This is a genomic window from Barnesiella intestinihominis YIT 11860 (genome assembly GCF_000296465.1).
Taxonomy (GTDB): domain Bacteria; phylum Bacteroidota; class Bacteroidia; order Bacteroidales; family Barnesiellaceae; genus Barnesiella; species Barnesiella intestinihominis.
The window spans coordinates 280,637-292,704 of the sequence record NZ_JH815206.1 but is presented as its reverse complement, the minus strand read 5'-3'; the positions used below and the strand labels follow the sequence as shown (position 1 = coordinate 292,704).

The 12,068-nt window shown below is 44.4% G+C and carries 10 protein-coding genes; 5 read left to right on the top strand and 5 right to left on the bottom strand.

Annotated features, from left to right (window positions below; genetic code table 11):
* Positions 1-27: 27 nt before the first annotated feature.
* Genes purE through HMPREF9448_RS13155 form a run of 3 tightly spaced genes read left to right on the top strand, consistent with a single transcriptional unit; the run spans position 28 to position 3,751 of the window.
* Positions 28-534, top strand: a complete 507-nt coding sequence (gene purE / locus HMPREF9448_RS13165; RefSeq protein WP_040296287.1) for a 5-(carboxyamino)imidazole ribonucleotide mutase — start codon at positions 28-30, stop codon at positions 532-534.
* A 19-nt stretch (positions 535-553) separates the two neighbouring features.
* A complete protein-coding gene (locus HMPREF9448_RS13160; RefSeq protein WP_008863068.1) occupies positions 554-2,365 on the top strand; it encodes a 4-hydroxy-3-methylbut-2-en-1-yl diphosphate synthase in 1,812 nt (603 codons plus the stop codon).
* An 18-nt stretch (positions 2,366-2,383) separates the two neighbouring features.
* Entirely contained in the window at positions 2,384-3,751 is a 1,368-nt protein-coding gene (locus HMPREF9448_RS13155; RefSeq protein ID WP_008863067.1) for an MATE family efflux transporter, read from the top strand.
* Between the two features lie 61 nt (positions 3,752-3,812).
* Here the strand turns inward: HMPREF9448_RS13155 and HMPREF9448_RS13150 are convergent, their stop codons facing one another.
* The 3 genes from HMPREF9448_RS13150 to HMPREF9448_RS13140 all read right to left on the bottom strand — a co-directional run bounded on the left by HMPREF9448_RS13150 (position 3,813) and on the right by HMPREF9448_RS13140 (position 5,949).
* Positions 3,813-4,274, bottom strand: a complete 462-nt coding sequence (locus tag HMPREF9448_RS13150; RefSeq protein WP_008863066.1) for an Lrp/AsnC family transcriptional regulator — start codon at positions 4,272-4,274, stop codon at positions 3,813-3,815.
* 199 nt (positions 4,275-4,473) lie between these two features.
* Positions 4,474-5,346: an FKBP-type peptidyl-prolyl cis-trans isomerase N-terminal domain-containing protein gene (locus HMPREF9448_RS13145; protein ID WP_008863065.1), complete on the bottom strand. Its 873-nt coding sequence runs from the start codon at positions 5,344-5,346 to the stop codon at positions 4,474-4,476.
* Between the two features lie 18 nt (positions 5,347-5,364).
* Positions 5,365-5,949, bottom strand: coding sequence for an FKBP-type peptidyl-prolyl cis-trans isomerase (locus tag HMPREF9448_RS13140; protein WP_008863064.1), 585 nt, complete (start codon positions 5,947-5,949; stop codon positions 5,365-5,367).
* Between the two features lie 237 nt (positions 5,950-6,186).
* Between HMPREF9448_RS13140 and HMPREF9448_RS13135 the strand changes: the two genes are divergently transcribed.
* Positions 6,187-6,879 (top strand): SIR2 family NAD-dependent protein deacylase, encoded by a 693-nt coding sequence (locus tag HMPREF9448_RS13135; protein ID WP_008863063.1) that lies wholly within the window; start codon positions 6,187-6,189, stop codon positions 6,877-6,879.
* A 65-nt stretch (positions 6,880-6,944) separates the two neighbouring features.
* Here HMPREF9448_RS13135 and HMPREF9448_RS13130 read toward each other — a convergent pair whose 3' ends face one another.
* Complete coding sequence (locus HMPREF9448_RS13130) at positions 6,945-8,768, bottom strand: Na/Pi cotransporter family protein (protein ID WP_008863062.1); 1,824 nt, start codon at positions 8,766-8,768, stop codon at positions 6,945-6,947.
* Positions 8,769-8,949: 181 nt separating this feature from the next.
* Here HMPREF9448_RS13130 and HMPREF9448_RS13125 point away from each other — a divergent pair, with 181 nt between their 5' ends.
* The gene (locus tag HMPREF9448_RS13125; protein ID WP_008863061.1) at positions 8,950-10,623 is read left to right on the top strand and encodes a nucleoside kinase; all 1,674 of its coding nucleotides are present in this window, start codon (positions 8,950-8,952) and stop codon (positions 10,621-10,623) included.
* A gap of 403 nt (positions 10,624-11,026) precedes the next feature.
* Here HMPREF9448_RS13125 and HMPREF9448_RS13120 read toward each other — a convergent pair whose 3' ends face one another.
* Positions 11,027-12,004, bottom strand: a complete 978-nt coding sequence (locus HMPREF9448_RS13120) for a polyprenyl synthetase family protein (RefSeq protein ID WP_008863060.1) — start codon at positions 12,002-12,004, stop codon at positions 11,027-11,029.
* Between the last annotated feature and the right edge of the window lie 64 nt (positions 12,005-12,068).

Here is a 12,068-nt window from a genome sequence, read left to right as displayed (position 1 = left end):
ACCAATCACAGACAATTTATATTTATTATGAAACCAATCGTAAGTATAATTATGGGCAGTACGTCCGACCTTCCTATTATGGAAAAAGCCGCCAAGCTGCTCGACGAGTGCGAAATCCCATTCGAAATGTTGGCCTTATCGGCACATCGTACCCCTGCGGAAGTTGAGGAATTCGCCAAAAATGCTCGTTCCAGAGGAATAAAAGTTATCATTGCCGCCGCAGGTATGGCCGCACACCTGCCCGGTGTTATCGCTTCGATGACTACACTGCCCGTGATAGGAGTTCCCATCAAATCGGGTATGGAAGGACTCGATGCCTTGCTCGCCATCGTGCAAATGCCTCCCGGAATTCCCGTAGCGACGGTAGGAGTCAACGCAGCCCTCAACGCAGCTATTCTCGCCACTCAGATCTTGGCGCTCGGCGACGAAACCGTCGCTTCGAAAGTAGAAAAATACAAAACCGGACTTACGAAAAAAATCGTTGATGCCAACCAAGAACTCGCATCGATAAAATATAAATTCAAGACCAATTGATTCCATAGTTTCCCTTGTCATGGACTACTATAATTACCACCGCAGGAAAAGCAGTATCGTACAGATAGGAAACACACCTCTCGGAGGTGAATATCCCGTACGCATACAATCGATGACCAATACCTCCACGCTGGATACCGCGGCCAGTGTGGACCAATGTATACGCATCATTCAAGCGGGAGCCGACTATGTGAGGCTCACGGCACAAGGAGTGAGGGAAGCAGAAAATTTAGGCGAAATCAAAAGAGAGTTAATTGCCAGAGGCTATACGACACCTTTGGTCGCCGATATCCACTTCAACCCGAAAGCTGCCGATGCCGCCGCCTACACCGTAGATAAAGTGCGTATAAATCCGGGGAATTTCGTCGATAGTGCCCGCACTTTCAAACAACTGTCCTATACAGACGAAGAATATACCGCCGAACTGCAAAAACTCAAAGAGAGGTTCATTCCATTTCTGAATATTTGCAAAGAACAACACACGGCAATACGTTTAGGAGTGAATCACGGTTCTCTGTCGGACCGTATCATGAGCCGTTATGGAGATACCCCCGAAGGTATGGTGGAGTCGTGTATGGAGTTTTTAAGAATCTGCCGCTCGGAAAATTTCGACAACGTGGTAATCTCCATCAAAGCATCAAATACGGTAGTTATGGTACGAACCGTTCGGCTACTTATCGAAACGATGGAATCGGAAGGTATGAATTATCCGCTTCATTTGGGAGTCACCGAGGCCGGAGACGGTGAGGACGGAAGAATAAAATCGGCGGTAGGTATAGGAACACTGCTGGCCGACGGGATAGGCGATACCATAAGAGTGTCGTTAAGCGAGGCTCCCGAAGCCGAAATCCCGGTAGCTTGCAAGCTGGTGAATTATATTACGGCAAGAACCGGCCACAAACCGATAACAACCCCCGACGTATCGCTGGAACAAATGGCAGCCCGAGAGAGAGAGAGTTGTAATTGTATCGGCGGCAACCAACAGCCCGTAGTTATCGCCGAAGGAGTGCCTCAAACAGGGACACGCGCCGATTTCTACTACACACACGACCGAACAGTCGGCGGCGATATTCGATCTATCGTAGATTTTGCACACTATCACGGGGAAAACAACTCCTATCCGTTATTTCAAATGCACGAATTATCTGCATTGAAATCGACTCCGGCGACTGTCCGCTTCCTACAAGCCGATACAGCTGACCTGTCGCAAGAAATTATCGGCGAGCTGTCGCAGGAATCGGGAATAGTTCTTATTCTCTCCTCTCGGCATACCAACCCGGTAGGAGACCTGCGGGCGGCATTGGCACGGCTCACCGCAGCAAACTGCAAACTTCCGGTCGTGTTCATGGCCGAATACGAAGAAAAAGAGAGCGAAGACCTGCAAGTGAAAGCAGGGGCCGATTTCGGGCCGTTTCTGCTCGATAATCTTATCGATGGCATATTCCTTCGCAATAATGGAAATATTTCGTCCCAGCGACTCACAGACTATATGTTCACGATTTTACAGGCCGCACGCAAGCGATTCAGTAAAACAGAATATATTTCTTGTCCGAGTTGCGGCAGAACCATGTTCGATTTACAAACTACAATCGCCCGTGTCAAAGCGGCGACCTCACACCTTACCGGACTAAAAATCGGTATCATGGGATGCATTGTAAACGGGCCGGGAGAGATGGCCGATGCCGACTACGGATACGTAGGAGCCGGGCGCGACAAAGTGAGTTTGTACAAAGGTAAAGAGTGTATCGAAAAGAACATACCCGAAGAGATGGCTATCGAAAAACTGATAGCTCTCATCAAAGCCCACGGCGATTGGAGCGATCCTTCCTAAGTGCCGACTACTCCAAACATGGAAAACCAAAACGATATTCACAGAGAACTGACTTCACTTCCGGTAGGGAAACTGCTTTGGAAGTACTCTGTTCCGGCGATTGTCGGTACAATGGTTATGTCTCTGTATAATGTTATCGACCGCATTTTTATCGGTCAGGGCGTAGGAGCCGATGCCATTTCGGGCTTAGCTCTGACCTTTCCTATCATGTCGTTGGCAGGGGCTATCGGTATGTTGGTAGGGCTGGGAGCATCGGCTCGCATTTCAATCGTTTTGGGACAGAACGACAAAGTCAAAGCCGAAAAAATTTTGGCAAACAGTCTTGTACTTTCGCTCTCGTTTGCCGTTTGTTACCTCACCTTCTTCTCGGTTTACATGGACGATATACTGCGCAGTTTCGGCGGCAGCGACCGCACCATTCCATATGCTAGAGAGTTTCTCATCTACATCATGCCGGGTATGCTCTGCACCAATCTTTGTTACAGTTTCAACAATATGATGCGAGCTTCGGGGTATCCGGGGAAAGCCATGTACACCATGCTCATAGGTGCTTTCTCCAATCTTATCCTCGCACCGATTTTCATTTTCTGGTTAGATTGGGGAATAAAAGGCGCAGCCATAGCGACAGATATAGCTATGGCCATTTCGGCAGCATTTGTCATGATACATTTCTTCAACCCTAAAAGCCAGTTGCGATTCCATCGTCGATACTTCAAACTCGAATGGGGAATCCTGTTCAACATCGTTTCCATCGGGTTAGCTCCGTTTTTGGTCAATGTAGCCAGCAGCGTTATCAATGCAATCATCAACACATCGCTCTATCGGTATGGAGGAGACGAGGCGATAGGTGCATTCGGTATTTTCAACAGTTACGCCACATTGGTCGTTATGCTCATTATCGGGTTGTGTCAAGGCATGCAACCCATCGTAGGGTACAATTACGGTGCAGGTAATTACACCAGAATGAAAAAAGCATTCGTTTTAACCGGCATCGTAGCGACCATTTGTTGCACGGTCGGGTGGATAGGTTCAACCTTTTTCCCGTATTACATTATACGGGCCTTCACTACCGATACGAACCTCATCGATGTAGCCATACACGGGATGCGCATCGTTATGGGTGTATTCCCGATTGTCGGATTCCAAATCGTCACCACCAACCTGTTCCAATCCTTAGGTATGGCTTCTAAGTCCATTTTCCTCAGCTTGACCCGACAAGTCATATTCCTGATTCCGTTACTACTTATTTTTCCCCGAATATATGCCTTGAACGGTATATGGATAGCCATGCCGGTTTCCGATACAATCGCTACCGCCATCACTCTGTTATTACTTTGGAGAACCGATAAAAAACTACAAAATAAAAATTCGGTTATTACCCGGTGATTTAAAACGAGAAGAGCCTGCCCCAAGACAGACTCTCCCTATTTTACTCTACGAAGAATAATCACTTCTTCATGACCGGAATTTCGCGATTCATGCTTTGTTCCAACGAAATAAGAGTTTCCGTCGAAACCACCCCGTGAATATTCTGTATTTTGTCATTAAGCAACTCCATCAAATGCTCGTTATCGCGAGCGTATAATTTACAAAGCATTGTGTAAGGACCCGTCGTAAAATGGCATTCTACTACTTCGGGAATCTTTTCGAGCTCGGGAACGACATCGCGATACATCGAACCTTTCTCCAATTTCACCCCGATATAAGTACACGTCCTGAAACCCAAAGATTTAGGATTTACATGGTATCCCGATCCGGTAATAACATGCATGTCGATCATACGCTGAATACGTTGATGGATAGCAGCGCGGGAAACACCGCATTCGGCAGCCACATCTTTCGACGGAATGCGGGCATTGCGCATTATAATTTCGAGAATCTGACGATCAAGGTTATCAATCTTTTCCATAAAATTTTAATATATAAATCATTTTGCGACAAAAATATCATTTCTTTTTTAATAAACAGCTATATTTTATCTATTTTTTGACAAAAAGACAAACAAAAGTTTATTCTTAATCTATTATTAGCATTTTATCTGACATTTTTTCACAAAAAAGTGCCACTCAAACAAGAGCGGCACTTCAAAATATTTATAGAAAATCTATCTATTTGACAATATCCAAAACCTCTACTTCAAATATGAGAGTCGAATTGGTCGGGATTTTATCACCTCCGCCACGAACTCCGTAACCCAGTTCGGCAGGAATATACAAGATATATTTACCGCCTTTTTGCATCAACTGCAAACCTTCTCCAAAGCCTTTAACGACTTGCGTAGGAGAGAAAGTAGCGCTTGCATTGGAATCGAATTGGGTTCCGTCGATCAAAGTTCCTTTGTAAGATACTTTCGCACGTTGATTGGATTGTACTTTATCGCCTTTTCCTTCTTTAACGACCTTATAAAGAAGTCCCGATTCAGTTTTTACCACACCTTCTTCTTTGGCTTTTTCAGCAAGGAAAGCCTCGCCTTTCGCCAAATTTTCTTTGGCTTCGGGAGTCTCGGCCAAACGAGCGAGTTCTTCTTTTTCCTTAGCTTCGGCGGCTGCTCTGAAAATAGCATCGAGAACCGAATTGGATTGCATAGCCGAAATCAACAAAGTCGTATCGCCGTCCATAGCTTGTTTATAAGCCTGAACGAATGTCGGGATATCGATCTCTACGCCGGTTCCTTGTTTGATATTATTCAACATCTCCTTAATATAAAGACCCTGACTCAATCCCATTTCATAAGAACGCTGCGTAGAATCGGTTTTCAAGGCAGCGGCCAAACCTTTCATAAAATCATTGGGATCGATGTTTTTAAGCTGTTCGTACATACCCGATTTCAGGGCTTCTCCAAAACGGGCGCCATTAGAAACACCCAGAGCATAGCTTGCGCTATCTGCTGCATTTTCCAACTTAGTAGCGGCCTTGTTTCCGCAAGAAGACATTGCCGTCAAACCGGCGAGTGCCACACAAAATAAAATAGTCTTTTTCATTGTTTATTGGGTAAATAATTATAATATTTTTATTAGTTCCACTTCAAAAATCAGAGTAGCGTTTGCCGGAATACTTCCGCCGGCTCCTTGCTCTCCATACGCCAAATCAGAAGGTATATATAATTTCCAACGAGAACCCTCGGGCATTAACTGCAAGGCTTCCACCCAACCGGGTATCACTTGGTTGACCCCGAATACTGCCGGAGTACCCCGCTGTATCGAACTGTCGAACACTTGTCCGTCAATCAAAGTTCCATGATAATGACATTGAACTTTATCGGTAACTTTCGGCTTACGACCTTTTCCCTCGGCAAGCACTTCATATTGCAAACCGCTGGGAAGTACCACCACACCGGAACGCTTGGCATTCTCTGCCAAAAATTCTTTTCCGGCCTGTTTATTCGTCTCGGCGATTTCATCTTGCAAATTGGAAAAAAACTCGTTGATGATTTTTTTTGCCTCATCGAAACTAATTTCCGGTTTTTCCTGTTTATATACAGCCTCTACACCTTTGGCAAAATCCTCGACGTTCAACGATTTGATACCCGAGCCTAAAAAATTGTGCCCCATGCTGAGACCTAATGCATAACTTAATTTGTCCATTTTCTATTTTTATTGTATTTAAGCAAACATAATAACAATATTTGCGAAGCGAAGATAGGGCTTTTATACTTAATTCAATAAATTCTCCTTAAAAAAAAACATAATTCCCGATGGAATAGTGTCACCCATTCCAAAATCTCAACACATTTTATTAAAAAACATTTGCAGCCGCCGAAGTTTTACTCTAACTTTATCTTAATTATTTAAGATGAAATCCATCTTGTTGAAACAAAAGATATGAAAAAGAAACTGGTTGTATTGACAGGCGCAGGAATGAGTGTAGAAAGCGGGCTTTCTACATTCCGAGACAGTGGAGGGTTATGGGACCGTTACCCCGTAGAAGATGTCGCAACCCCGGAAGGCTGGGAAAGAAATCCGGCTTTGGTACAAGAGTTTTATAACAAAAGGCGCAAAGAACTCCTCACCGTCGAACCCAATAAAGGACACTTCGGATTGGCGACTCTCGAAAAGGATTACGATGTAACAGTCATCACTCAAAATGTAGACAATCTACACGAACGCGCCGGGAGTACTCACGTAATTCATCTGCACGGAGAACTCACCAAAGTACGCTCGACAAAAAATGAAAATCGCATTTATGAATTGTCTCCCGACCATTATGAAATAAAAGCCGACGAAACCGACCGATACGGAGACCAGCTGAGACCCCACATCGTATGGTTCGGCGAAGCCGTACCCATGATAGAGCCGGCTATCGAAATCACCGAAGAAGCCGATATATTCGTCGTCATCGGAACATCGCTGAACGTTTATCCCGCCGCAGGATTGCTCCGTTATGTACGTCCGCAAGTACCGATATACCTCATCGATCCCAAAGAGGTAAAAGTTCCTGTCGATCGTTCCGTTCGGGTTATCCAAAAGGGAGCCTCGGAGGGTGTGGCAGAGCTTATCGCATTATTACGACGATAATCTCTCTTACCAACGATAAAAGCCGTCCCGAAAATTCGGGACGGCTTTTATCGTATCGTCTCATTTCAAGCATGTTTTACCTGCTGCTGTTTAATGGCATCGACCACATTGATAACATAATCGCCCAACCGTTCACACTCCGAAATCATATCCATATAGTATATTCCCGATTGGTATTCGTAATGTTTATTATTGATGTTTTCGACATTAGCCCCGCGCAGTTGATTCCTATAATTATTAATCTCACACTCTTTATTATACGAAATCATTATCTCGCTCATAAGCGGTTCGTTACTCGACAGGAGCGCCACCATATTGGACAACGCTTCGGAATCGAGTTTAAACATTGCATCGATATTACTTACAATCTCGTCGTTAAAATCGATATGAGAGTCTTGCTTCCGTTGCAAAGTACGAGCGAGGTTATAACAACAATCTCCTATACTCTCAATCTCGGTCACGATAGTAAGCATACTGTTTACCATCATTTTTCCTTCATAGCTCAACCGACCGCCGACAACCAGGTTCAAGAATCCGGCAATTTCCAATTCCATACGGTCGCAAATCTGCTCGTATTTCTCGATACGATTGTATAATTTCAAATAGGCTTCGCTTCCTTCCTTTTCATGTAATAAATCGGCGACCATACCGAACATACGTTGTACCCGCTCGGCATACACGGCAATCTCCTGATGGGCTTGCGGTAGGTTTAATTCCGAAGCCGACAACATACCCCGCGAAATAAATTTCAATTGGAACTCCTCTTCGTTCTTATCTTTTACCCTCACCAAGCGGGTCACTATCCTCTCATATAAACCTGTAAACCAAATCATAATGGTTACATTGATTACATTGAATACCGTATGGAACATCGATAACCCGAACGATACAGAAAACTGCATGGCTGCAAAATGAGCTTTTTGCTGTTCGAAATCGGCAGAACCCAAATTCTGTCCGCTATTCAGCGCGGCAACCAATGCAGGATCGGATTGCTCCCAAGTGGAAATAAACGACATCAAGTCATTCGGGTTCCCTACCCCCAACGAAGTACAAATCCACACGATAAAACGAATGAAAGGATAATACAAAACAAGCGCCCACATGGAACCGAGCACATTGAACAGCAAATGCCCCATCGCTGCCCTTTTCGCCGACACATTCGCACCGATAGAAGCCAACAGAGGAGTTATCGTCGTACCGATATTACTACCCAAAATCAAAGCGGCAGCTATGTCGAATGAAATCCAACCTTTGCTACACATGATTAAAAATATCGCCATCGACGCACTCGATGACTGCACAATCATCGTGAGAATCGCCCCCACAGCACAAAATCCCAAAATAGAAATGAACCCATGCTGCGTGTAAGAAGACAAAAACTCAAACACCTCGGGATTACTCCTCAAATCGGGAACCGAGTTGTTTATATAACTAAGCCCCATGAACAAGAATGAGAATCCGATTATAAACTCGCCCCACGATTTACGAGAACTTTTATTCGAAAACAACAAAGGAACTCCCAAACCTATCAACGGCAAAGCAAAAATTGTGATATCGACCTTGAATCCAAAAAGAGAGATGAGCCACGCCGTAGCTGTCGTACCGACATTCGCCCCCATAATGACTGCCATCGATTGCCCCAACGTCATTAACCCGGCATTCACAAAGCTGACGACCATTACCGTCGAAGCCGACGAGCTTTGAATCAATGCTGTTATCAATATTCCGGTCAACATTCCTGAAAACCGATTTTTCGTCATCACGGCAAGGATATTACGCAGTCTGTCTCCTGCTACCTTCTGTAACCCTTCGCTCATGACCTTCATTCCATATAGGAACAAACCGACCGACCCGATCAAAGTCAAGAAGTCCAGAAATGTGTATTCCATGAAAGTTTCTTAAATAGTTGTTTTATTATCCTCTTTGTAGTATATTTAACTCACAATCTGCATCTGGAAATGATTCCTTTGCAAAATTATACAAATAAAAAGATTTACATCAGGTAGAAATTGCCGTTTTTATTTTTATTAACAATTAAGAATACCATCGAAATTATATCCCATCAACATTATGGAAAAAGAACAATTTGACGTTTATTGTGTAAACACAGGAAAAACGATACATGTAAACGGAGGTGAAAGCCTCCTCGAAATCTATAAACTGGCAAATCCTCGACTGGCTCACCGCCCGATTTGCGCTTACGTAAATAACAAAACCGAAGAATTGAAATACCGGGTATTCGGGCCCAAAGACATCGAATTTCTCGATATCTCTCACCCGGCAGGTATGCGCACATACGTGCGTTCCCTCTGTTTTGTCATGTACAAAGCAATCAACGACATTATCCCGGGAACAAGATTGCGTATAGAACATTCCCTATCTCATGGATACTATTGCCTGCTCGATAATGAAAACGCCCTCGAACCCGAATCCATCGATAAAATAAAGCATCGCATGGCCGAAATCATAGCCGCCGACATTCCGTTCAAAAAAATAGAATGTCACACAGCCGATGCCATAGAAGTTTTTCGGGAACAAGGTATGTTCGATAAAATAGAATTGCTGAAAACCACACACGAGTTATATACTCAATACCATACTCTCGACGGTCTCGCCGACTCGTATTACAGTTGGCTGACTCCGTCGACAGGATATTTACAGGGATTCGACTTAGTAAAATATAACGGAGGGGTGTTGTTAGTTCCTCCCATGCCCGATGCACCGACCGAACCGGCTCCGATAGAACCGCAAGAAAAAATGTTGAATGCGTTCAAAGAATACCTCACGTTCAACCAAATTATCGGATTGAGCAATATAGGAGACCTCAACAAAGCCGTGGAAACAAGACAGGCAACCGACTTAATCAAAGTTGCCGAAGCCCTTCATGAAAAGAAAATAGGTAAAATCGCCGACGATATAACCCGACGCTATCACGAAAACGGCACTCGTATCGTACTTATCTCAGGGCCCTCCTCCTCGGGGAAAACCACATTCTCCAAAAGATTATCGATTCAACTCATGACCAATCTGTTGAAACCGGTAGCCATATCTCTCGACAACTATTTTGTCAATAGAACAGACACCCCTCTCGACGAAACCGGCGACTACGATTACGAATCGCTCTACGCTTTGGATTTAGATTTATTCAATAAAGACCTCAACAGATTATTGCAAGGCGAAACAATCGAGATGCCTACCTATAATTTCGAAACCGGCGAAAGAGAATACAGAGGGAATACTCTGAAATTGGAACAAGGGTCTGTTCTCATCTTGGAAGGCATACATGGATTAAACCCGGATTTGACACCTCAAATCGAAACTCATTTGAAATATCGCATTTATGTTTCCGCCTTGACGACCATCTCCATCGACGACCACAACTGGATACCTACTGCCGATAACCGTCTGTTACGCCGCATTATCCGCGACCATAAGTATCGCGGAGCATCGGCACAGAGCACCATAGCCCGTTGGGGAAGCGTGAGACGAGGAGAAGAAAAATGGATATTCCCCTATCAGGAAAACGCCGATGCCATGTTCAACTCTTCACTCCTTTTCGAACTGGCGGTAATGAAAGATTATGCACAACCCATACTCAGTGCCGTACCCCATGATTGTCCCGAATATGCCGAAGCTCATCGTTTGCTCCGTTTCTTAGGATATTTTCAATCCATCAATCAACGCGAAATACCTCCTACTTCTCTTCTCAGAGAGTTTCTCGGCGGCAGCAGCTTCAAATATTGACGACATGAAGGGCAAATCGAAAACGAAAACGACCACTTTTGAAAGTGGTCGTTTTCGATAATTAGTAAGAAATCAACAGAGATTGTCTTTTCATACCTCTAACCCCTCTCCCTTTGCCGTGTCTCGTAGTATTGCAGGGTGTTCCTGCAAAGAGTATAGAGGGAGTGCCATAGGGCGAGGGGGTCAAATATCCGATGAGATGTTGTTTTCAACCCCTCCGTCACTACGTGCCACCTCCCCTATATTTTGTTTAACAACCAAACACAGGGGAGGAGTTAAAAAATGTTCGAAACGGATTTTAGCCCTCTCTCCTTGCCGTATCCCATAAGTATTACGGGAAGTCGCGCAGTGATATGAAGGAAGCGCCCACAAGGGTCGACACAACCCCACTATCCTAAAAATTCTATTTTTCCCGCTCTATCGTGTAGTCCAAGATAGCAATCAAAGAATCGATCGTTCCGGAAGGAGGAAAAACGGACAATAGGTCCACAGCCTCGTTACGAATACGTCCCATAGTTTCATAGGCATACTCGATACCGCCTTGTGTTTTGGCATACTCGATGAGTGTATGCACGCTGTCGGACGACAAACATTCCTCACTCAACAACAAATCTCTCATTCGTTCGTTTTCAGAGCCTTCGCCATGAGTAATCGCATAAATAAGCGGCAGTGTTATTTTCCCTTCCCGCAAATCGTTTCCCGTGGGTTTACCGATAACTTTATCCTCGTAATAATCGAAAATATCGTCCTTAATCTGGAAACAAAGCCCTAACTTTTCTCCAAACATTCCCAATCTTGCGACATCTTCGGCAGAAGCGCCGGCAGACAGTGCACCCACCTGCATACAAGCATAGAACAGAGATGCAGTCTTTCGCCGAATCACTTCGAAATATGCATTCTCGTCAAGCAAGTGATTGCGGGCATTGGAAAGCTGGTCTATCTCTCCCCGAGCCAAATCCCGTCCCAAGACACCCAAACAAGAAACAATCGGCATCTTGTTCGTTTTTATCGAACAAGCCAAAGCACACGACACGAAATAATCGCCAACCAAAACCGCTATACGGTTATCATATAAATGATTGATCGTCGGTAGCCCTCTGCGTTTCTGCGATTCATCGACTACATCGTCATGAATCAGACTGGCATTATGCAACATTTCCAACGAAGCTGCTGCGTCAATGGCTTCACGAGGAACTTCACCGAACAACTTCGCACACAGTAACACCAATATGGGCCGAATCTGTTTCCCCTTGCTTTCGAGATAAGCCTGAATCACCTCATTCATCAGAGGACTGGTCGTATGCAAAGATTCAGTAAGGGTTTTATTCAGTAGAGCAAGCTCCTCGGTTATCGGCTGCCGTATGCTAAAAAGTTTATCCATATCAATTTATTCTGGTGCAAAAATAGTAATAAAACAAAAGAATCCGTATTTTTATCGTAATTTT

Excerpts from the sequence above, each read along its gene's own strand:
- HMPREF9448_RS13140 (WP_008863064.1), bottom strand. The coding sequence starts at position 5,949 with ATGGACAAATTAAGTTATGCATTAGGTCTCAGCATGGGGCACAATTTT.
- HMPREF9448_RS13155 (WP_008863067.1), top strand. The coding sequence starts at position 2,384 with ATGGAAAACCAAAACGATATTCACAGAGAACTGACTTCACTTCCGGTA.
- HMPREF9448_RS13150 (WP_008863066.1), bottom strand. The coding sequence starts at position 4,274 with ATGGAAAAGATTGATAACCTTGATCGTCAGATTCTCGAAATTATAATG.
- HMPREF9448_RS13160 (WP_008863068.1), top strand. The coding sequence starts at position 554 with ATGGACTACTATAATTACCACCGCAGGAAAAGCAGTATCGTACAGATA.
- HMPREF9448_RS13120 (WP_008863060.1), bottom strand. The coding sequence starts at position 12,004 with ATGGATAAACTTTTTAGCATACGGCAGCCGATAACCGAGGAGCTTGCT.
- HMPREF9448_RS13125 (WP_008863061.1), top strand. The coding sequence starts at position 8,950 with ATGGAAAAAGAACAATTTGACGTTTATTGTGTAAACACAGGAAAAACG.
- HMPREF9448_RS13135 (WP_008863063.1), top strand. The coding sequence starts at position 6,187 with ATGAAAAAGAAACTGGTTGTATTGACAGGCGCAGGAATGAGTGTAGAA.
- purE (WP_040296287.1), top strand. The coding sequence starts at position 28 with ATGAAACCAATCGTAAGTATAATTATGGGCAGTACGTCCGACCTTCCT.
- HMPREF9448_RS13130 (WP_008863062.1), bottom strand. The coding sequence starts at position 8,768 with ATGGAATACACATTTCTGGACTTCTTGACTTTGATCGGGTCGGTCGGT.
- HMPREF9448_RS13145 (WP_008863065.1), bottom strand. The coding sequence starts at position 5,346 with ATGAAAAAGACTATTTTATTTTGTGTGGCACTCGCCGGTTTGACGGCA.